The sequence below is a fragment of the Fictibacillus arsenicus genome, assembly GCF_001642935.1.
Taxonomy (GTDB): domain Bacteria; phylum Bacillota; class Bacilli; order Bacillales; family Fictibacillaceae; genus Fictibacillus; species Fictibacillus arsenicus_B.
This window is the reverse complement of sequence record NZ_CP016761.1, coordinates 764,931-786,641: the sequence shown is the minus strand read 5'-3', so window position 1 is coordinate 786,641 and position 21,711 is coordinate 764,931. Positions and strand designations below refer to the sequence as shown.

Annotated in this window: 24 protein-coding genes; 7 read left to right on the top strand and 17 right to left on the bottom strand. The window is 40.0% G+C overall.

From position 1 onward, the window contains the following. Positions 1-256: 256 nt before the first annotated feature. The 8 genes from ABE41_RS04245 to ABE41_RS04205 form a co-directional block, all read right to left on the bottom strand. The gene (locus ABE41_RS04245) at positions 257-1,180 is read right to left on the bottom strand and encodes a DNA-3-methyladenine glycosylase family protein (protein ID WP_066286832.1); all 924 of its coding nucleotides are present in this window, start codon (positions 1,178-1,180) and stop codon (positions 257-259) included. 32 nt (positions 1,181-1,212) lie between these two features. After that, positions 1,213-1,398: a YtzI protein gene (gene ytzI / locus ABE41_RS04240; protein WP_066286831.1), complete on the bottom strand. Its 186-nt coding sequence runs from the start codon at positions 1,396-1,398 to the stop codon at positions 1,213-1,215. Between the two features lie 106 nt (positions 1,399-1,504). Further along, entirely contained in the window at positions 1,505-2,116 is a 612-nt protein-coding gene (locus ABE41_RS04235) for a nitroreductase family protein (protein WP_066286826.1), read from the bottom strand. 93 nt (positions 2,117-2,209) lie between these two features. Then, a complete protein-coding gene (locus tag ABE41_RS04230; protein WP_066286824.1) occupies positions 2,210-2,854 on the bottom strand; it encodes an FMN-dependent NADH-azoreductase in 645 nt (214 codons plus the stop codon). 219 nt (positions 2,855-3,073) lie between these two features. Further along, positions 3,074-3,631, bottom strand: a complete 558-nt coding sequence (locus tag ABE41_RS04225; protein WP_066286819.1) for a DJ-1/PfpI family protein — start codon at positions 3,629-3,631, stop codon at positions 3,074-3,076. 181 nt (positions 3,632-3,812) lie between these two features. Continuing rightward, the gene (locus ABE41_RS04220) at positions 3,813-5,054 is read right to left on the bottom strand and encodes an MFS transporter (RefSeq protein ID WP_066286818.1); all 1,242 of its coding nucleotides are present in this window, start codon (positions 5,052-5,054) and stop codon (positions 3,813-3,815) included. Positions 5,055-5,465: 411 nt separating this feature from the next. Then, entirely contained in the window at positions 5,466-5,678 is a 213-nt protein-coding gene (locus ABE41_RS04210; RefSeq protein WP_066286814.1) for a hypothetical protein, read from the bottom strand. Positions 5,679-5,753: 75 nt separating this feature from the next. Next, entirely contained in the window at positions 5,754-5,978 is a 225-nt protein-coding gene (locus ABE41_RS04205; RefSeq protein ID WP_066286812.1) for a hypothetical protein, read from the bottom strand. A 341-nt stretch (positions 5,979-6,319) separates the two neighbouring features. Here ABE41_RS04205 and ABE41_RS04200 point away from each other — a divergent pair, with 341 nt between their 5' ends. From ABE41_RS04200 to wrbA, 3 genes are all read left to right on the top strand, one after another. Further along, positions 6,320-6,985: a phosphatase PAP2 family protein gene (locus tag ABE41_RS04200; RefSeq protein ID WP_066286810.1), complete on the top strand. Its 666-nt coding sequence runs from the start codon at positions 6,320-6,322 to the stop codon at positions 6,983-6,985. A gap of 124 nt (positions 6,986-7,109) precedes the next feature. After that, positions 7,110-7,556 (top strand): hypothetical protein, encoded by a 447-nt coding sequence (locus tag ABE41_RS04195; protein ID WP_066286809.1) that lies wholly within the window; start codon positions 7,110-7,112, stop codon positions 7,554-7,556. A 97-nt stretch (positions 7,557-7,653) separates the two neighbouring features. Then, positions 7,654-8,280 carry an NAD(P)H:quinone oxidoreductase gene (wrbA, locus tag ABE41_RS04190; RefSeq protein ID WP_066286807.1) on the top strand — a complete coding sequence of 209 codons (627 nt, stop codon included), beginning with the start codon at positions 7,654-7,656 and terminating at the stop codon, positions 8,278-8,280. A 62-nt stretch (positions 8,281-8,342) separates the two neighbouring features. On the opposite strand, the gene copZ is transcribed toward wrbA, so the two are convergent. The 7 genes from copZ to ABE41_RS04155 form a co-directional block, all read right to left on the bottom strand. Next, positions 8,343-8,552, bottom strand: a complete 210-nt coding sequence (copZ, locus tag ABE41_RS04185; protein ID WP_066286805.1) for a copper chaperone CopZ — start codon at positions 8,550-8,552, stop codon at positions 8,343-8,345. 243 nt (positions 8,553-8,795) lie between these two features. Next, positions 8,796-11,189 (bottom strand): heavy metal translocating P-type ATPase, encoded by a 2,394-nt coding sequence (locus ABE41_RS04180; protein WP_066286803.1) that lies wholly within the window; start codon positions 11,187-11,189, stop codon positions 8,796-8,798. An 18-nt stretch (positions 11,190-11,207) separates the two neighbouring features. Further along, positions 11,208-11,495, bottom strand: a complete 288-nt coding sequence (locus tag ABE41_RS04175; RefSeq protein WP_066286800.1) for a metal-sensing transcriptional repressor — start codon at positions 11,493-11,495, stop codon at positions 11,208-11,210. 79 nt (positions 11,496-11,574) lie between these two features. Further along, positions 11,575-12,120, bottom strand: a complete 546-nt coding sequence (locus tag ABE41_RS04170) for a TVP38/TMEM64 family protein (protein WP_066286799.1) — start codon at positions 12,118-12,120, stop codon at positions 11,575-11,577. Positions 12,121-12,461: 341 nt separating this feature from the next. Beyond that, positions 12,462-14,519, bottom strand: coding sequence for a heavy metal translocating P-type ATPase (locus ABE41_RS04165; RefSeq protein WP_066286798.1), 2,058 nt, complete (start codon positions 14,517-14,519; stop codon positions 12,462-12,464). Positions 14,520-14,537: 18 nt separating this feature from the next. Further along, positions 14,538-14,852: an ArsR/SmtB family transcription factor gene (locus ABE41_RS04160; protein WP_066286796.1), complete on the bottom strand. Its 315-nt coding sequence runs from the start codon at positions 14,850-14,852 to the stop codon at positions 14,538-14,540. A 120-nt stretch (positions 14,853-14,972) separates the two neighbouring features. Continuing rightward, entirely contained in the window at positions 14,973-16,184 is a 1,212-nt protein-coding gene (locus tag ABE41_RS04155; protein WP_066286794.1) for a DUF418 domain-containing protein, read from the bottom strand. A gap of 145 nt (positions 16,185-16,329) precedes the next feature. Between ABE41_RS04155 and ABE41_RS04150 the strand changes: the two genes are divergently transcribed. From ABE41_RS04150 to ABE41_RS04140, 3 genes are read left to right on the top strand one after another with little or no spacing between them, the layout of a single operon-like run. Continuing rightward, the gene (locus ABE41_RS04150; RefSeq protein WP_066294596.1) at positions 16,330-17,133 is read left to right on the top strand and encodes an SGNH/GDSL hydrolase family protein; all 804 of its coding nucleotides are present in this window, start codon (positions 16,330-16,332) and stop codon (positions 17,131-17,133) included. Then, positions 17,130-18,044 carry an ABC transporter ATP-binding protein gene (locus tag ABE41_RS04145; protein WP_066286793.1) on the top strand — a complete coding sequence of 305 codons (915 nt, stop codon included), beginning with the start codon at positions 17,130-17,132 and terminating at the stop codon, positions 18,042-18,044. The genes ABE41_RS04150 and ABE41_RS04145 overlap by 4 nt, the downstream gene beginning before the upstream one ends. Further along, entirely contained in the window at positions 18,037-19,017 is a 981-nt protein-coding gene (locus ABE41_RS04140) for an ABC transporter permease (RefSeq protein WP_066286791.1), read from the top strand. Before ABE41_RS04145 ends, ABE41_RS04140 begins: the two co-directional genes overlap by 8 nt. A gap of 398 nt (positions 19,018-19,415) precedes the next feature. On the opposite strand, the gene ABE41_RS20895 is transcribed toward ABE41_RS04140, so the two are convergent. Then, on the bottom strand, positions 19,416-19,559 hold the full coding sequence (locus tag ABE41_RS20895) for a hypothetical protein (RefSeq protein WP_156774216.1): 144 nt from the start codon (positions 19,557-19,559) through the stop codon (positions 19,416-19,418). 62 nt (positions 19,560-19,621) lie between these two features. Next, positions 19,622-20,338, bottom strand: coding sequence for a TerC family protein (locus ABE41_RS04135; protein WP_066286789.1), 717 nt, complete (start codon positions 20,336-20,338; stop codon positions 19,622-19,624). A gap of 513 nt (positions 20,339-20,851) precedes the next feature. On the opposite strand from ABE41_RS04135, the gene ABE41_RS04130 reads away from it, so the two are divergent. Beyond that, positions 20,852-21,664: a YihY/virulence factor BrkB family protein gene (locus ABE41_RS04130; RefSeq protein WP_172827328.1), complete on the top strand. Its 813-nt coding sequence runs from the start codon at positions 20,852-20,854 to the stop codon at positions 21,662-21,664. Positions 21,665-21,711: the final 47 nt, after the last annotated feature.

The window sequence follows — 21,711 nt, the reverse complement described above, 5'->3', positions numbered from 1 at the left end:
GAAGAACTCTTGAAAAGCTCTTCACCTTTTTTACGTAGACTGTTTTCTAAAAAATTGTTGCTTTAAGCTATTTTTTCAAAGACATCACTGACAAGTTGATTGGAGTGTAAGGTGCGAGACTCCTGCGGGATCAGTGGGACAGGTGAGACTACTAAAGGCGCAAAGCGCAAGGAGGCTCACCGCCCGCCCCGTGGAAAGCGAGCATCCTGAAACGGAAATCAACCACCCTAGACTACAAAGTATGCGAAAACAGCCTTTATGTATGATCAACAACCTCTGGCGTTTGATTCAAGCTTTCCCACAAATAGTATGTAATATAAGTTCTCCACGGTTTCCAGTCTTCAGCAAATTGTCGAACTTCATCTTCAGAAGGCTGATTTTCGAGACTCCAGATGTTACGAACTGCATTCCTTAATCCGATATCTGCAGCAGGCAGAATATCAGGACGGCCCATTCCGAAGATCAATAGACACTCGATCGTCCACTTCCCGATCCCTCTGATTGGAAGAAGTATTTTAATAATCTCCTCATCAGACTTATTCCACAAAGCTTCTAAATCGAGTTTGCCATCAGTTATCATTCGTGCAAGGTCTATGATATATTCTGCTTTCCGCTGGCTGAACTGAAGTTCTCGCAGATCTTCATAAGTTAATTTTGCAGTCCTTTCTGGCAAAGGAAAAATTTGAAAGACATTCCCTTCTACCTCTATCTCTTTCCCGGCAAGCTTGATCAGTCGTTCTGTTAATGTACCCGCAAACGTTAAGTTTACTTGCTGGCCGATTATGATTTTAATAATAGCTTCGAAAAGATCGGTTTCAGTTAAAAGCTTCAAACCTTTAAAACGGTTAAGCACTAAACCTAATTCTTTATGATCAGAAAAATGGTCATAAAGTGGTGATAGATCTATTTCTGTAGAGAAGAGCTGTTGAATTTTCATCTTTGCTTTTGATTCTGAAACTTTTCCGTCTATCGGTATGACCTGACACCTAAGAAGCGGTTTCTCAACAGAACCTTCTGCGTTAATTTTCACGTAGCAAGATACATTTTCAATATGAACAATTTTTTCATACTGTGTAAAATCATCAGAAAGTTTTAAAACATGCGTCTTTCCAGTGACTGTTAAACGCTTCATCATTTTTTGAAAATCAAATGGCGGCTTAGGTGAAATCGTAAAATTCATGCTTCGCTCCATCTCCTCTAAGACTTTCTAGACTATCTTTTCATTTCTTCTGGTTCTTTTTGATCATCATCATTTTTACTTTTTAAATAAGGATTGTCTTCCAATTTGTCTACAGTATGTTTGTATGAATATCCTCTTGTTATTGCAGCTGCAAAAATTATGATTACAAACACGATAATCACAAGTGAAATGAGTATTGATATCATTAGCGTGCTCATAGGTGCTCCTTTTTCAAAATATTGACTTTATACTTGTATAATAGCATATCTTGCAATTAAAAAAGCAGCCTTAGCCATGGATATGACTATAGACTGCTCATACGTTTTAAAGTTTTTCTTCGTACTTTTCATGCATGATTAAACGGTTAATATCAAAGCGTTCCGTTGGCTTTGCTGGTCCGTCTGCATAGCCTAAAGTAATCATCATTACAGGAATGAATCGTTCAGGAATACCAAGTGCAGGCAGAATAGCTTCGTGATCAAAGCCTGTCATCGGACATGAATCAATCCCTAAAGCTTTTGCCGCCAGCATAAGCTGCATGGCACCAAGTGAAGCATTTTTAAGAGCTTCCCTTTCACCTAATGGGCGTCCTTGTGAATAAGCACTTTTAATATTCTTTAATAAAATGTTTCTTGCTTCTTCAGGTGCTTTTTCAAACACTTCTGCAGCCACTTTATCGGCTTCTGTGTCACCTACGACTATTACCACTGCAGATGCATCAAGAACATGCTTTTGATTGTAGGCGATCGGAAACAATTTTTCTTTTTGTTCTTGTGAAGTAACTACGATAAAGCGCCAGTGCTGAAGATTCCATGCAGATGGAGCCTTTCCTGCCATTTCTAAAATTTTATGAAGAGTTTCATTAGGGATCTCTTTATCCTTTTGATAAAGTCTTACTGATGCTCTTTCTTCCATTACTTTAAAAGTTTCGTTCATTCTCTCACCACTCCTTAAAACAGTAAAAGGTGTCTAAACTTCAGACACCTTTTTTATAATTCCTCTTAAAACTGTTCGTTATCAGTGTAAAATTTATGCGTTTCTTTTAGCAGATACTAGTTCTTTTGCTAAAACTGACGCAGTCTCTCTTGCTGCATCCAGAATATCTTCAGCACGATCTGGTGCTGCTGCCATGCCTTCTGTGTATACATGGTGGTAATCTGTAATCCCGATAAATGCCATTACTCCTCGAAGGTAGCCATTTGTAAATTCGAAGCTTTGCGCAGGTCCTTCAGAGTATACACCGCCTCGTGATTGAATGTGTACAGCTGTTTTTTCTCCAAGAAGTCCTTGTGGTCCGTTTTCTGTGTATTTAAAAGTCTTTCCAGCCATTACAACGTTATCGATATAAGCTTTAAGCATTGGCGGATAGCTCAAGTTCCACATAGGCGTATTGAAAACGTACATATCAGCTGAAAGGAATTGCTCTAAAATCTCACCCATTCGAGTTGTTTTCTCTACTTGTGATGGTGAAAGCTCAAGACCAGCAGCTAACTTACCCCAAGCGTCTAGAACATCTGCATCGATTAAAGGAATATTTTCTTCATAAAGATTAACTGTTTCAATCTCAATGTTTTCATTTTGATTAGAAAGTTCATTTAAGAAATGACGCCCTAAACGAAGTCCGAATGACTGATCTAATGGCTTTGGATTTGAATTGATGTAAAGTACTTTCATGAGTAGTTCTCTCCTTTGAGTTATATGTTTTATTTGTATTTGAAGTACACGTTTAGAATCAACTTCTTTTTAGTAAGTTAATTCTTTTTATATCTTAAAAGTTTAACTTACTTTTGTCAAGTGATGAACTTTTTTTTATTATCAAAAATTTAATTAGTAATTATTGCCATTAAAAAACGCTCTCCAGTTTTAAACCAGAGAGCGAAAAGGGGAGCATAGTTAAAAAGAACTCGTACCTTTAAAAAAGTTATATTCTTCGAGGCCGTCAAAGCATTGCAAACGGTCCCCTATCATTAACCCAAAGTCAATATAAGCATGACTTTTGGCTGTTAATAAGTTTTTGTCTTCCACGATCTGTTTAGCTACATAAGTGCCATTCAGCCAGTTTGCTGTCTTTGTAAACTCCTCTTCACGCAACGAAATCGTATATGATTTGCCGTTAAGAATGCCAGCTCGTCCTAAAATAGCAGCTCCGTTACCAATCGCCGCTATCTTAATTCCCTCACGATCAAATACCTGCAGAAGATGCAAAAGCCTCGGATTACCTTGAGTAAAAGCTTGTTTCCCTCCTGGGATAATAAGCATTTCATAATCCATAGGGCTTATATTTTTCATTTTGATCGTAGGCTGCATCATTAATCCGCATTCACTAGTAACTGTTCCCGGTAAAAGCGAAAAAGGGAGCACTTCATATTTCTTACCTATAATAGATAAAGTTGTCATGATCTCCACTTCTCTAAATTGCGGATATAAATAGACAAGTACTTTCTTTTTCACATCATTCACCCGTTCCTGTTACCATTTTCCCCGTCTTTCGTTTGAAAGTGGGTGTAATCCTATTTTAACAGGGAGCTGGCTAGCTTTGTATTGGGAAAATTGAAGGAGAACATGTGCTTTCTTTTTAGTATAAAACATGCGGTTTTCCCAACTTATGATGGTATGAAGTCTCCGGAAACCATCAATTTGCTTGATGAAAAGCATCTGATTGTCTGTTTGTATGTAATACTTTTCGGTTAGTAAACGCAATGATATATGAGAGTAAAAACATGGCGCTGACAAGCATATAGGTCGCACGAATCCCATACTCCTCAGCAAACCAGCCAAGCACTAAAGTTGCAATACCAAATGTACCATATACGAGTGTACCGTGTGACGCATAGACCTTTGCAAGCTGTTTATCTCTATAAGTTTGCTGAATGAGTGTATTTTGCGATACATCTCTTGCCATCTGAGGAAATCCGAAAATAAACGATACCAATAATGCTGCCCATGCAGACGAAGTTAGCCCAAACCATAAATTTAAACCGAGCAAACATAAGGTTGAAGTCATAATAACTAATCCCAGATGCGGTTCCATTTTTTTCGAGAATCTGTAAACGACAATACCCGCAACCATCATACCGGCAAAAAACGCAGCATTAATATACCCCCACCACTCTTCGCCTTTACCAATAGCTGTGTCTACGTATACATATAAAATAGCTGCGATCCATACACCATGACCGAAATTCTCTAAGACATCCATTAATGTAAGTGTAGTTAGCTTTTTTGATTGGAAAATCAGGTGCCAGCCTTCTTTAATCGTGTTCCATTTAGAATCATTTTGTTGTTCATTGTTATCTACTTCTCCAATTTGAATTTGAGCAGTTAAAGTAGAAGAAATCAAAAAAAGTCCAAACGTAAGCCACAGCATATTCTGTTCACCCCAAACCACTAGAAGGATACTCCCCAATGGCCATGAAAGCAGCATTGAAGTTTGATTTGTAATACTGATAAAGCTATTTGCTTTTACAAGTTCTTCTTCTTTCACTAAATCCGGAATCATAGAACGGCGTGCTGGGTTTCCGATCCCTTCGAGCATTGAAATAATGATAATTAATATGTATAAAAGGATATAAGTTATTTGAGTATCTATCCCATAGCTGGCTAGCAAACAAAGGAGAAGCAAAAGTATAGTCTTAAGGGTCAATGTTATTGTCAGTAAGGTATATCTTCTGTACTTTTCAATAAATATCGGCGCGATAAACCCTGAGACCAGCAAGGACATCGTTTTAGCAAAAGGAATCAATGCCATATGCAGGACAGAGCCCGTTTCTTTATAGACAAGAGTAATCAAACATATGATATAAAGAATATCTCCTAAATTCCCAAATGTTTGACCGCTCCATAAAAAATGAAATGAACGTTTTGCTTTGATCAAATGCGCACCATCCTTATTATGGTAATTTCTTTGTTTAAATGATAGCATACGAAAATGAGGCAACGCTTTATTTGTGCTTGGATTCTTGGTGGTCCAGTCCTAAGGAGCAGTAATCTTGCCGGGCGAGCCTAAAACTCACTGAGCGCGCATAAATCTTCCCGAGCGCGCATAAATCTTCCCGAGCGCTCATAAATCCTCCCGGGCGAGCATAAATCCTCCCGGGCGAGCATAAATCCTCCCGGGCGAGCATAAATCTTCCCGGGCGAGCATAAATCTTCCCGGGCGAGCATAAATCCTCCCGGGCGAGCATAAATCCTCCCGGGCGAGCAAAATCCCCCATCTTTAAGCAACTCAGCCCTTAATATAGCAAAAAACTGACCCACATCCTCATGGGTCAGCTCTAAAATCCGCTTATTTATATCCTTTTCCTTTTGTAAGATGGCACGCTACGCCTTTTCCTAGTGCCCCTGGCTTTGACATTCGCTCTATATAATCCAAACCTCTTGCGCATTGCGTTTTGCAGGCAATACATGTTTCACTTGTGACCATCTTCAGCGTATGCTGATATTTGTTTATTGCGCTATCATATTTATTAACTTTCTTTTTCGCACTCTTTTTCGCCATTTTTGTGCCCTCCCCCTGAATCCTAAACCATTGTATGTAGGAAGGTGGGCTTTTGACATAAGCAAAATAAAAAAACTACCCGATATACAGGTAGTCCTCGTCAAATTCCAGCTTAAAATCTACAGAGTTGCGAACAGCAAGCGAATAAATATAATCACTGTCAAACTTGTCATATGACAGCAAAAACTCATGCAAAGGCATATTATACTTGTTCCATACCACTTCCATGAGCCACTTTTGGCTGATCTCAAAATACTCTCCGTTATAGCGGTTAACCTTAATGGTATTGCCTACATACATCCATAACACTCCCTTTCAAAGAGGTTAATTATGCAATAGGTCTACACGGTTGTACCTTCATTATAAGACTTTTGTCAGAAAAGTCAAAATAATTATCAGGACTGATTACGGATAGAATTACTACTTGTCGCAAATAGTGGAAACCCTTTTTACAGCCTTACAGGGAACACTACAAATAGAGTCAAAAAAAGCTGAAAAATTTTTATAAAAATACGCCTCAATTCCTATGACAAAACAACCATATTATGGTAATGTCTAAAAGGTATATTAAAAACGTGTAAAACATTGTTAAACGGGTATAGAATTAAAAGCTGATGATATAGACAAAGGAGTAGTTCGTATTGCGTATCGTAAAAGAAAATATTTTAGCATTATGTCTTCTCCTCTCTATCCCTTTGCTGAATATCATCTATCAGGTGTTAAATGATGGGGAACGTGGAGCGAGACAACTCATTACAGCAGTAGATCATCAAATACCATTTGTAGAAATTTTTGTAGTACCTTATCTGATATGGTATGCGTTTATCTTTTTAATGTTTGTTTATTTCTGTATATATGACAGAGCTATTTATTACCGGACATTATTGAGTTTTTGTGTAGGCATGCTGGTTTGCTACGTTATATATTTCTTTTTCCAAACTACGGTTCCACGTCCAGAGCTGATGGGAAGTGGGATATTAACGAGTATGGTCAAATATGTATATGGAGCAGATCAGCCTTTTAACTGTTTCCCAAGCATCCACGTGTTAAGCAGTTATTTAATGATTTTGGGCATACGCCATAGTAAACTTTGGACCATAAAAAAAGATATGATCGTTTCAACCATTGCTTACAGTATTATCCTATCCACTCTTTTTGTTAAACAGCACGTTGTACTAGATGTAGTTGCTGGTGTCTTATTAGGAAGCTTATTATTTAAGCTGTTCTATTACCTCGAAGCCGAAGCAGTGGCTAACTTTTTTAAACGCATGTTTAAAACTAAACTTCAAAGTACTGAAAAAAGTTAATTCAGAAAAAAGAACTGCAGCTTATTCGCGGTTCTTTTTTTTGCGTAAAAATACGGATTTTATTTAGTTATGCATAACAAGTAAAAATTAAAAATAGAAATAAAATGGGAAGGAGTGATAACAAATGAGCAATAATCAAAATGAATTTGAAGAACAAGTACGCGCTAATAATATGCACCAAACATGCCAGCATCATATGTATTACCATGTGATTGTTAAAACAAACGATGGCCAGCAAACAGAAGGAATCATAACGGATTTAGACAAGAAAAATGTGTATATGCTTGTTCCACAGGACATGATGCCTGCAGATGAACAAGAAAGCCCACAAATGACCCAGGGACAAGGAACAGGCCAGCAAGCCTCTGGACCGCAGCAGACTATGCAGCAGCAAGGAACTCAGCAACAAAATCAGCGTCAAGGGTATGGAAGACCTCGATACCGAAGATTTTACCGTCAGATCTTTCCGCTGGCTACACTTGCAGCTTTGTCTCTTTATCCTTATTACCCGCCTTATCCATACCCGCCGTATCCGTATCCTTACTACCCTTATCCATATCCTTATTATTAAAAATGACCGCCTGAACGCTCAGGCGGATTTTTTTATGATTTCCCATATGAATTTTCGGGAAGAGTATTAAAGTCATAACTTTAAAGGAGGAAACATTTTGGCAAATATTTTGGTTGTATACTACAGTTCATATGGACATATTTATGAGATGGCACTTGCCGCTTCTGAAGGAGTTAAGCAAGTAGACGGTACTGAAGTGAAAGTAGTAAAAGTTCCTGAGTTTGAAGTGACAAAACAATATATGTCTCAGCAAGACGCTTATGTAAAAGCGCAAGAAGCACAAGCTGACATTCCTGAAGTGACTTTGGATGATTTAAAATGGGCTGACGGAATCGTTTGGGGAATCCCGACTCGTTACGGTATGATGCCAGCACAAATCAAACAGCTATTGGATTCTGCAGGCGGTCTTTGGGCTAATGGTGATCTTGAAGGCAAAGCGACGGCTGTTATTACAAGCTCAAACACGATACATGGAGGCCAGGAATCTACAGCAATTACCTCTTTCGTTCCGTTAATGCACTTTGGCATGATCTATGTTGGTCTGCCTTATGGTGAGAACCCCGAACAGATGACAGCAGATGGTATTGGCGGTTCACCTTACGCTGCTTCAACTGTTGCAGGAGCTGACGGCTCAAAACAGCCTGTTGATGCTGAGAAAAAAATGGCATCTCGTTTGGGAGCTCGTGTAGCTAGAGTTGCTAAAGCATTAAAGGGTAACATTTAAATTTGGACAACCTTTCATAAAATAAGCCTCCCCTGATCCTGATCTGGGGAGGCTTTTTCACATTATGCTTTTACGTCATACCCTTGTTCTTCAATCGCTTCACACATCTCTGATTCAGACACTTTTGATTCATCAACTTCGACATCTACAGTTCCTGTTTCAAGGTGTACAGTAACATTCTTTACCCCTTCAAGTTCTGTCAGTGCATTTGTTACCGCACTTTTGCAATGTCCACATGTCATACCTTCTACTTTTAATGTTTTCTTTTCCATCATTTATTCCTCCTGTTTTTTAAGATTAGCTGTTTCTCAAGGTTTGATGCTCTTGAAAGCAGTTGATTTCCGTTACAGGATGCTCGCTTTCCTCGGGGCGGGCGGTGAGCCTCCTGACGCTTTGCGCCTTTAGGAGTCTCACCTGTCCCACTCGTCCCGTAGGAGTCTCGCACCTTGCACTCCAATCAACTTGTCAATGAAGCAAACTCTAAAAAAATGTGCATCAATCTGTTAGAAATAAGCCTAAAGTTTTATTCTTTTTAATCGTAATGCGTTTGAAACTACGGATACAGAGCTGAACGCCATCGCGGCACCTGCTACCCAAGGCTCAAGCAATCCGAATGCCGCGATAGGAATTCCTGCAGTGTTATAAAACAATGCCCAGAACAAGTTCTGTTTGATGTTTCTCATCGTTTTCCGGCTTAACTCAATCGCTTTAGGAATATGATTCAAGTCTCCGCCGACAAGCGTAACATCTGCTGCTTCAATCGCTACATCAGTACCTGTTCCGATGGCCATTCCAATATCGGCTGTAGCAAGGGCTGGGGCATCATTGATGCCGTCACCAACCATGGCCACTTTTTTCCCTTGTTTCTGCAGCTCTTTTACTTTGTTCGCTTTTTCTTCTGGAAGCACTTCTGCAAAAACACCTTGGATACCGACTTGTTTTGCGATTGCTTGGGCTGTTCTTTCATTGTCACCCGTGATCATATATACATCAATACCCATAGTAAACAACCGTTTAATCGCTTGTTTAGATGAAACCTTCACCGTATCTGCTACAGCAATGATGCTAACCAGCACACCATCTGCTGCAGCAAGCATAGCTGTTTTCCCTTCAGCTTCAAGGTTACTCATGGTTTCTTCATATTGATCGAAAGAAACAGCTTTTTGTTTCATCAGCTTTCGGGTCCCGACAAGAATGTTTTTCCCATTAACAACAGCTTCAATCCCGTGACCTGGAATTGCTGAGAACGATTCTGCATCCAGCGATTCAATTTCATTTTTCTTTCCATACTCCACAATCGCTTCAGCCAATGGGTGTTCTGAATTTTTCTCTGCTGAAATTACCTCAGTTATAAATCCTTCTTTTAATTCAATAACATCTGTTACTTCTGGCTTACCTTTTGTAACTGTACCCGTTTTATCCAGAAGAACCGCATTGATTTTATGTGCCCCTTCCAGGTACTCTCCACCTTTAAAAAGGATTCCCTGTTCTGCTCCTTTACCTGTTCCAACCATAATGGAAGTAGGTGTTGCAAGCCCTAATGCACAAGGACATGCGATTACTAATATAGCAATAGCAACTTCAAGAGCCTGTGGCAAGTCTCCAGGTGAAACAAAGAAATACCACACAAGGAACGCCATAATCGCAATACCAACGACAATCGGTACAAAAATCCCGGAGATATAGTCAGCCATTCTTTGAATCGGTGCTTTAGATCCTTGAGCTTCTTCTACAATTTTAATAATACCGGCAAGTGCGGTTTCTTTTCCGACCTTCTGGGCTTCCATCCGAAGTGTTCCATTTTTGTTGAGAGTTGATCCGATCACTAAATCACCTTCCGCTTTTTCAACAGGGATGGATTCTCCGGTAATCATACTTTCATCTACAGAGGAGTTTCCTGAAATCACCTTGCCATCGACAGGGATCTTTTCTCCTGGTTTTACTATCAATGTATCACCAGCAGCAACTTGATCTAAAGGAATCTTTACTTCTTCGCCATCCCGGATAATAGTTGCTTCCTTCGCCTGAAGGTTCAATAGTTTTGAAATTGCTTCTGTCGTTCGTCCTTTAGCGAGTGTCTCAAAATATTTACCTACTAAAATCAATGTAATGAGCACCGCACTCGTTTCAAAATACAGCTGCGGCATATATTCAGGGTTGCCGATCGTCTTAAATGCTTCAGCAACACTATAAAAGAATGCTGCTGATGTCCCTAATGCTACGAGCACATCCATATTGGCACTCTTATTACGAAGAGCACGATATGCTCCGACGTAGAATTGAACGCCTATATAAAACTGAACAATAGATGCCAGCACCAGCTGGAACCATGGATTCATTAAAAGATGGGGCATCGGGAGCCCTGTATCCCAAGGCATATGAGCCAGCATCGTATAGAGAAGAGGAAGCGATAAAAGAATGGAAAGAAACAGTTTTCTTTTCTTTGAAGCGATTTCCTCTTCTTTCTTCGACTTTTTTGTTTCCCTGTCTTGTTTAATCGAACCTTTGTAACCCAGCTTCTCAATTTTCGTTAACATATCATCTATTGATACAACAGCTGGATTATATTCCACCGTACCTGTTTCACCTGTCAGGTTAACAGAGGCGTTAGAGATACCTTCCATCCGGTTGAGACTTTTTTCAATACGAGTTGAGCATGCTGCACATGTCATACCAGAGATATCAAGTTCCACTTTCTCCTTCGTGACTCCATAACCCAGCTTTTCAATTCTCTGTTCTAAATCTGTTAGTGATGTTACATCCGGATCATATTTTACTGAGGCTTTTTCCATGGCTAAGTTAACATTTGCGTCAACACCATCCATTTTGTTTAAAACTTTTTCGATTCGAACTGCACATGCCGAACATGTCATTCCGGTTATATCTAAATTCGTTTCCTTTTGGCTCATGGTATTCACCAGCCTTTTTTAAGATTTGGAAAATTGCTTAATCACTTTCATTAGTTCATCGATTGATGCTTCGCCGTCACCTGACTTGATCGCATCAGCCACACAATGGTGAGTATGATTCTCCATCAGTTGAAAGCCCACCTTTTTTAATCCCGCGCTAACCGCAGAAATCTGAACAAGAACATCAATACAATAGCGGTCTTCCTCGATCATCTTTTGCAGTCCCCGGACCTGGCCTTCTATCTTTTTTAAACGGTTGTTCAAATCTTGTTTATCGCTTTCACAGCGATGTGTTTTTTGATCCATTTTTCCATCATCCTTCCATACAGGGATGCTTTCTTACTTAGAATATACTATACCCCCCTATAGTATGCAAATAATTTGATTATGATCTTATTTTTTTTACAATTGCATATATACCTATGGCTGCTATAATACCTAAAATAATCTTGCCTTCCGTATTCCATTCTGTAACGTTATAAACTGAATAGGCTTCTAATAGCAGCGCAGGAACTTTGCCGATTGAACTTGCTGCAACGAATACAAATGCTGAAACTGCTCCTATCGCTCCTGCAAATGTCACGAGACCAGAAGGTACAAACGGAAGCAGACGCAACGAAAAGATCAGGATGAAAGCTTCTTTTCCTTTTGCTTCTAAAAGCCTAACCACCCGGGGGTACCCCTCTAGCTTCTGTCTTGAAACTATCTTGAATCCTTTTCTATATAACAGAAATGAAATGGCTGCACCCGCTGCTTCCCCTATAAACGATATTAAGGTACCATACCAAAAGCCAAAGAAAAGAATATTAGCTGCAGTTAAAAATACAGATGGAACAACACCTAATATTGCGATAATCACATTTAAGAAAATGGAAATAGGTATTGCCCATCCACTGTATTCTTTGAAAAACGTTAATAACGTTTCAGACATTTATAAAGTCCTCCTAAAAAAACTCTCCCTTATCCACATTAATCGTACTAAAAAAGCCACGCAAATGCATGGCTTAGATTTTTTGAGACTGTTCTCTTTAGAAAAGCACGTTCTTCAGAATCTTCCTGTTGTTTTGGAAGTAGTTAATCTCCGTTTCAGGTACTCGCTTTCCGGGGGGCGTGCGGTGAGCCTCCTCTGCGCTTTGCACCGTTAGGAGTCTCACCTGTCCCGCTATTCCCCCAGGAGTCTCGCACCTTACACTCCAATCAACTTAGCAGTGAAGAAAGGCAAAAATACAACAATCTTTAGAATAAATCCTTTGTATCAATGAAGCACTGCCTTTATTTTTTTCTGTTATGAAGCAAGACGGTTAAGCTGATCAGTGTAACAAGGATGGTTGCTCCCATATCTGAAAGTATAGCGATCCATAGGGTCAGCCAGCCTGGAATTGTCAGCAGAAGGGCAAACATTTTCAATCCAAGCGAGAGGCCGATATTCCACTTAATGACCGTGTTCACTTTGCGAGATACCTCTACCGCATCAGGCAGTTTTCCTAAGTGATCCTGCATGAGCACGATATCAGCTGTTTCAATAGCACTGTCCGTTCCTTTACCCATAGCTATCCCAAGATCCGCTGTGGCAAGTGCCGGCGCATCATTGATCCCATCTCCGATCATGGCTACTTTATGCTTTTCTTTTAATTCTCTAACCTTTTTAACCTTTTCTTCTGGCAGAATTCCGCCAAAGAAAGCAGATACCCCTGTTTTCTTTGCCACTTTTTCTGCAACTAAAGGGTGATCTCCTGTTAGCATGACCGTTTCTTTTATTCCGTTTCTATGAAGATCACGAATGATATTTGCACTCTCTTTACGAATTTCATCAGCGATTGCGAAAATACCTAATATCTCTCTATCTTTGGCAACAAGCACTATGGTATTGCCCTCTTGTTTATATTGTTCAATTACTTTTGCAGATTCTTCATCTGGTTCCGTTTCACCAATTATCTTTTCGTTGCCCAGTCGGTACGTGGAACCCTCAACTATGGCCGTAATCCCTTGCCCTGATACTGTTTTGATCTCATCAACCTCGACTTCTTCTGTACCTAGTTCTTCACAGCGTTTAATAACAGCTTTCGCTAAAGGATGAGACGAGGATTTTTCAATAGCATATGCGACTTTATAAAAATCAGGATGAAACGAAGCATCTGCAACAACATGCGGTTCCCCTAATGTTAACGTCCCTGTCTTATCAAAAGCGATTACTTCAATTTTGGAAAGCTGCTCTAAATATGCTCCGCCTTTAATCAGAATGCCGTTTCGGGCATTCACTGTAATCCCTGAAAGGATAGCGATAGGAGATGATAAAATAAGAGCACATGGACATCCGACAATCAATACAGCTAATCCCTGATAAAACCATTCACCCCATGCTTCATTAAATAAAAGAGGCGGAACAAGCATTACAAGTGCTGAAATAATCATGATTGCCGGCGTATAGTAGTTCGCAAACCGGTTGATAAACAATTCAGTAGGTGTCTTGGATTCTTGCGCTTCCTGGACTAGAGCAAGGATTTTAGAAAGAGCGGATTGCTTATAGGTTTTCGTCACCTTAACATGAAGAACTCCTTCATTATTGATGCTTCCGCCAAAGACCGGTTCCCCGCTTTCCTTTTCAACAGGCAGAGATTCTCCGGTAATAGCTGCTTCGTTTACAGAGCTCTTACCATGAACAACGACTCCATCTGAAGGAATCTTTTGACCTGTTTTTACAAGTACAATGTCGTCCACGTTTAATTCCTCTATTGAGATGATTTCAGTCTTTCCATCCTTTAATAAGACAGCTTCCTTAGGAGCGACTTCTAGAAGAGTTTCCATCGACCTGCGTGCTTTTTCCATACCATAGGATTCAAGCAGTTCATTAATTCCAAAAAGAATCGCTACAAGAGCAGCTTCTCGCCACTCTCCAATAGCGACAGCACCTGTTAAAGCGACTGTCATCAAAGTATTAATATCGAATTTTAATTTTGTTAAGTTGCGCAGACCTTTCATGAACGTGGGATATCCAGAGAGAATCGTCGCAATTCCGTAAAAGACTATGGGTAAAGCCGGCTGCTCCGTATACCATTCAGCCGTTAATGCAGCGATAAATGATGCAGCTGAAACATACAGAAAAATCATGAGCCAGTTCGGTCCTTTTGGTTTTCCATCTGCTTCAAGACGAACCTTTTCTGATGCAAGTATCGAACGGACAGCATCCATATCGACTTCTTCATCTAAAATAATTTTACTTGAATTAAATTGGACTTGAGTCTCTTCCCCGCCTGGAAGCTGCTGAATTTGATCCTGCAGTTTCAATGCACAGTGGCCGCAGGATAATCCGGTAATCTTGTGTTCCTTCATCTGCTTTTCCTCCTCTCTCTAGTCGTGTCTCGCATGATGAATCGATTGATGCAAGAGAGTCATCACATGCTCATCATCTATCGAATAATACAGGGTTGTTCCTGCACGTCTGAATTTTACAAGTCTGAGGTTTTTTAAAAAACGCAGCTGATGCGAGACTGTTGACTGCATGAGTGACAGTTCTTCAGCTATTTCTGAAACACTGCATTCTTTTTCTCCTAATAAGTGAAGGATCCGAATCCTTGTCGGATCTGAGAGTGCTTTAAACGTTTGCGATACAATAAATAGTGTTTCCTCATCAAGTTGTTCATATTTTTCGTTATTTTCTTTCATGAACAAGCACCCCCAGATATTGTTCTTTTTTAGTATATGAATATATGCTCATATATGTAACTACTAGTGTAGCGGAAGTTAAGAAAACATGCAAAAAAAAGCTGGATTCCTCCAGCTTCTTTAAGATACACTCTCTTCTGTTCTTTTTAACTTTTGCCTCTTCCCATAGGTTAGCGTGCGCCAAATCCACTCAAGTGGTCCCATTTTATAGTTCTTTAACCACCACATTGAAAAAAGCACCTGTAAACCGAAGATGATAACAGCAATCATAACACCGGTTAACGGACCGTATTCTCCATAAAGACCGAGTCCATAACTGTAAAAAATAAAAGTAGAGACGATCGATTGAGTCAGGTAATTCGTGAAAGCCATCCTTCCAGTAATCCGGAACAAGTTAAACAATCGTTTAAACTTGCCGCTTCTATAAAGCAGCACAATCGAACATATATAAAAAATGCTCATCATTGCTCCGCCAAATTCATATCCCCACGACATAGCTGTATCATACCGCCAGTCTTCTCCTTTATAAGGAAAGAAAAGCACGGCGAACATTTTACTCCCTGGACCCAAAACAAGAGTCAGTCCCCAAAGCTTCCATAACGCTTTATTTTCAAAGCGCCCCTTCTTAGCGGCATATGCACCAAACAAGAACATAGGCAATATACCGAATAAAAAGAACAGGAAATATTGATTGAGATCAGTCCATTCGCGAATTCTCTCTTGCATGATCTCTGAATAAGTACCCTCGCTATAAATCTGAATGGATTTCCGAATCTCATTTTCATGCTGTGCGTTCAATGATTCCTGATAGCTTAAAGCCGCCCCGCTTGTCCAGTATTCATACGTTAAAACCGACATGAACAAACTGTATGCGGCAATCATAACCAATCCAGTGACCAACAATGCTTTTTTCGGCAATCTGTAGAACAAAAGCATGATCATCCCAACTACGGCATACGTAACTAGAATATCACCGTACCAAAAGAACAGAACATGAGCTGCACCGAACAATAACAGTACGAACTGTCTTCTTAAAAAGACAGGCAAAAAACTCAGGTTATTAGCTTCTGCTCTTTCTGACATCAGTATCATGCCAAAACCAAACAAGAACGAAAACATCGTAATAAAATTTCCTTGAACGAAAAATTCAAGCAGCACGTTTGTCCAAATATCATAAGGCTGATTAAAATATTCATAGCTTAATGCCCTTATGGGTGAATCTGGTCCGGAAAACGACTTCATATTTACGAGCAGAATCCCGAAAATTGCAATTCCCCTCAGAATGTCCAGCGATACAATTCTTTGTGATTCTCCAACTGGTGACCACTTCATAATGCAATCATCTCAAAAAAATTTTTCATGATTCCACTCCCTTTGGTTTATTTTACCTCAAATAGGCAAAAAAGTTAGAATACAAAGCAATTTTTGCTATCCTAGAAAGAACAGATAATGAGAATTGGGAAGGATGAAACCTGTTTTGAAAAAATACACCTTAACGATTGTTTCGGCAGTTTCCATTGCTGCAAGTCTTTTATGGCTGTTTGGTCTTGGCTGGACACTGCAAGATCAATTTTCAGCCAATGAAAAATTCGAACAGCCAGCAGAAAAAACAGAGTCTGCCACATCAAAAACTGACGATGGCAAGCTTACCATTTTCGCGCTAGGGGATTCATTGACACGCGGAACAGGAGATGCTGATGGCAAGGGCTACACAGGATATTTATCTGATCTTTTAAAGGAAAAATCAGAACAGGATATCAATCTCGTTAATACAGCTATTAAAGGAGAAACATCTCGAGGTCTTCTGAAACAGATTCAGCAAAAGGAAATACAGAGGCAAGCCAAACAAGCTGATGTAATCGTGATGACGATCGGCGGGAATGATTTGTTTCAGCAAGGCGCAGCACTTGAATCTTTGGATATGAATGCGATTAATGGAAAAAAACAAATTTACTTAAAAAATGTAAATAACATCTATAAACAGCTCAGGGATTTAAACGGGGATGCTGTCATCTATCATGTCGGACTCTATAATCCTTTTAGCAACCTTCCGGATGCCAAAACAACCTCATCTGTTGTTAGGGACTGGAATTTTCAGACTGCCGAAGCCGCAGCTGAGTTTGAAAACATTGTCTATGTACCAACGTTTGATCTTTTTCAGCTGCAGCTTGAAAACTACTTATACTCTGATCAATTCCACCCAAATACAGAAGGGTATAAGTTAATGGCAGAACGTGTAGCCTCACTGATCACATTTGAACAGGAGGAAGATGAATCATGAGTCATATCCCTGCATTGGAAGTTGAAAATCTGACGAAAAAAATCAAGCGGAAACTGATCATTAAAGGTGTCTCTTTTACCCTTTACCCTGGTGAAGTGTTTGGTTTTCTTGGGCCAAACGGCGCCGGCAAAACGACAACGATCCGTATGATTGTCGGCTTGATTTCTCCTACTTCAGGAACTATAAAAATTGGCGGCAAAAACGTTCGGACAGAGTTTACAGAAGCGATGCGGCATCTTGGCTGTATTGTTGAAAACCCTGAACTCTACCCTTATTTAACAGGATGGGAAAACTTAGAGCACTTTGCAAAAATGGATGCTTCTATTCCAAAGAGCAGGCTTCAGGAAGTCGTTACACTTGTAGGTTTAACAAACCGGATTCACGACCGCGTCAGCACATATTCACTTGGTATGAGACAGCGTTTAGGAATTGCACAGGCTTTATTAGGAAAACCGAAAGTGCTCATATTGGACGAGCCGACGAATGGCCTTGACCCTGCTGGAATCCGTGAGATGCGTGAGTTTATCCGAAAGCTTGCGAGAGAAGAAAAATTAAGCGTGCTAGTCTCTTCCCACTTGCTGGGTGAAATTCAGCTCATGTGTGATCGAGTCGCGATCATTTCTAAAGGTTCAGTCATCCGGACGGACTCTGTGCAAAACCTTTTAGCTGAACAAGAAAGAGTCATCTGGAAAGCCGAGCCGCTCTCTCTCGCTAAAGAGATTTTAGAAAATGAGACAGAAGTTCAGGAAGGTCTGGATGGTACGCTGATCACGCTTTATAACGAACCGCTTTTGCCTGAATGGAACGAAAAACTTGTCCAGGCTGGCGTAAAAGTAAAAGAAATGAGAACTCAGCTTCCTTCTCTTGAAGATCTGTTCTTAGAAGTGACAGGAGGCGAAAGTATTGATTAATCTTGTACGCAACGAAATGCTGAAGCTTTTGCGTAAAAAAAGGCTGTATGTCATCGTCCTCATCATCGCTTTTCTAGTGCCGTTATTTACATATGCACAGTTCAAAGAGATTCAGGATCAGCGGGAAAAGATGGGTACTCAGGACTGGCGCACTGTGCTTCAGCAAGAGATCACAGATACACAAAACAGACTAAGCTCGAGCCGAATTCAAGATGAATGGCGGAAATATTTAAAGATCAGATTGTCTCAGCAGCAATATTATCTCGAAAATGATATCGATCCACGGGCACCAGGAGCACCAACTTTCATGCGCATTTTCGTTGAGAACTCGATCGACCTCTTGCTGCCGCTTCTAGTTATGGTAATCGTTGCTGATCTCGTTTCCTCTGAAGCTAGCGGAGGTACAATTAAACTCTTATTAACAAGACCGGTAAAAAGGTGGCGGATTTTGCTAAGCAAATACTTAGCCATGCTGCTCTCGGTATCTTTCATCGTATTGTCAGTTGCTGTGCTGTCTTATGCAATATCCGGAATGGTGTTCGGGTACGGCGGCTGGAATATGCCTCTTTTGACAGGGTTCGCCGTTTCAGGTGATGAGTTGCTGACAGACAACGTCCACATCGTGCCTCAGTGGCAATACATTCTGATGGAGTTCGGCCTTGTCTGGTATGTATGTGTCATCGTAGGCACATTAACTTTCATGCTGTCGGTTTTACTGCGCAGCACCGCAGCCGTAATGGGAATCATGCTAGCTTCACTCATCGCAGGAGCTATATTAGTCAACATGGTTTCCTCATGGGAAAGTGCTAAATACTTTTTCATGGTGAACCTGAATCTCACAAACTATGTTAGCGGAATGGCTACTCCGATCGAAGGCATGTCATTAGGATTCTCAATGGCCGTCCTTGCTGTCTGGGGACTCGCCGGGTTCATCATCGCATTTGTTACATTCTCAAAACGGGATATCTATTAATAGATGAAAAAAGGAAACGGAATTATAGCTCCGTTTCCTTTTTATTTAGTATTTTTCAAACAGGTGCTTTAAAGACTCTTCACTGACATGTTGATTGGAGTGAAAGGTGCGTGCCTACCACATGAGAAGCTTCTCGCTAGGCATGCGACGAGGAAGCTTACATCGTTAGTAATTACTTGTAGACGCAGGAGCAAGGATACTTCTATGAAGTGGGACAGGCGAGACTTCTAATTACCCAAAGGGTAAAGGAGGCTCACCGCCCGCCCCACGAAAAGCGAGTAACCTGTAACGGAAATCAACCCCTTTCAAGACCATCCATAATTGCTAGATCCCTCTTATAGCTCTGAGCTAAATTTTATAATGTTTGATCATTTCCGTTAAGGCTGTAGAAGCATCATTCAATTCTTCTGCCGATTGTGAAACGGTTGCCAGTGCGAGACTTGTTCTTCCGATGAAGTACTTACTTCTTCACTAGCTGCGGCTGATTGTTCAGCAACAGCAGCTATGCTTTTGATTGAAGCTACTACTTCTTCATTCCTCATTCTTCCGGCCCCCATAAACATAAAAAAGACCTGTACAGGAATATCCCATACAGGTCTTTGCCTTATGCTTCGTTATTTGAAGGCTCTGGCACTTTTTCATTAGATGCTGCTGCTTTTTCTTCAGCCATTTTTTTCTTCTTAAGAGTTCCAAGCCCTAAAACAATAACAACCATTAAAATTTCAAAACCATATTTAATAAAGTCGTTTTCAAAGTATGGCTTCATGAATTTCTCGCCTACGATCATTTTAGAAGCTGTCCAAGCAAGAACACCTGCTCCGATGGTGATAATAAAAGGATATTTTTCCATCAGCTTCAGAAAGAGTGTACTTCCCCAAACAACGATCGGAACTGAGATTAATAGTCCGATAACAACAAGCAGGAAGTCACCATGTGCTGCACCAGCTACCGCAAGAACGTTATCAAGACCCATAACTGCGTCGGCGATGATTATCGTTTTAATTGCTGCAAAAACATTATTTTGTGCTTCAATATCATGATCTTTTTCTTCTATCATTAGCTTGTAGGCAATATATAAAAGAATTAGTCCGCCGCCCAGCAGCAAACCTGGAATTTTTAATAGCCATACAACAGCGAGTGTCGCTGCCGCACGAATCACGATGGCACCCACTGTACCCCAAATGATTACTTTTTTCTGATTTTCTTTCGGTAAGTTTCTAGCTGCTAAACCTATAACGATTGCATTATCTCCAGCCAAAACCAAATCAATAATGACAATTGCGAGCAAAGCTGACCAAAAATCTGGTGCAAATAACTCCATTAAAAAAATCCTCCCTGTTAAACATCTGTATAATAGTATACCCCATGATTTTGTAAAAAGATAATAATATTGCTTTGTATATCACACTAAAAAAGGCTGTCCTAACACCTCTATTGCCCTTACAGGCTTATCCATTTTTTCATATATATAATGAAAGGGGGTGTTTTTTCATGTGCTGTTCTGGATGTTCTGTTACGTGCAAATCATGTATTTTATTTTGTGGCGTCCCTTTATTTTGCCGAGATGTAAATCCTTGCTGCTGTCCAATCTGCCCAACGCCATCTACACCTTCAACCTCTCCTTTTATTCTTTGCTGCCAATCCAGTTGCTGTTCGAGCCCAACAAGAAGGTCCTCATCCTGCTGTAGTTCTTAGGATGATAAATATAGAAATTCAATTACGACTTTAATTCATACGTGCAATTGAACGTTTTGTTTCAAAATAAGCGTTCTTTTTTTTGATTACGGGAATAATGCAGGATAGAATCATACGCCGCAGTCATGGAGGCATACATATGCGATGGGTTTTGAAACAGTGGTTCCGCCGTTTTTTTGAAGATAAAGTTTTCGATCTTTCGGCTCAGTTAGCATATTATTTCTTAGTTTCTTTATTTCCTTTTATTTTTCTTATATTTACTGTTATGGGTTTTTTGCCGATTTCTTCTTCATATGTTCTCTCTCTTTTTCAGTCTATTGCACCAGAAGAAGCATATACCTTACTAGAGTATAATTTAATTGCCGTGTTAGACGAACACCGCGGAGATGTATTTTCGATCTCCTTAATTATCATGATCTGGCTTGCAACCATTGGTACACATGCCATTATACGGGTATTTAATCTCGCTTACCAAGTGGAAGAAAGCAGACCTTTCATTAAAGAATTAATTCTTGGGATGTTTTTGACTTTCGGTCTAGTAGTGGCAGTGATCACTGCATTACTGCTTCCTGTTTTTGGACGGACCATAGGAGTCTATATATTTGAGCAAACAGGATATTCTCATCCGGTATGGCACATTTGGGAAACGGCAAGATATGTGATTGGTTTTTCCGTCCTGCTCTTTATCTTTTCAGCGCTTTACATGTTCGCTCCAAACATAAAGCTTTCATTTCGTAATGTTTGGCCTGGCGCAGTATTTTCCACAGCTGGATGGCATTTATTTTCGTATCTTTTTTCTTCGTATGTATCCATTTTTGATTATGGACAAATTTACGGAAATATGGGAGCACTATTAACCCTTATGATCTGGTTCTATCTTTCCGCATTGATTTTAATAGCAGGAGGACAGTTGAATGCAATATTGGCAATGAGGAGGCTAGAAAGAAAATAAAAGATTTTCAAAAAACTTTTCTTTCTGCAATTGACTTTTTCACTTTA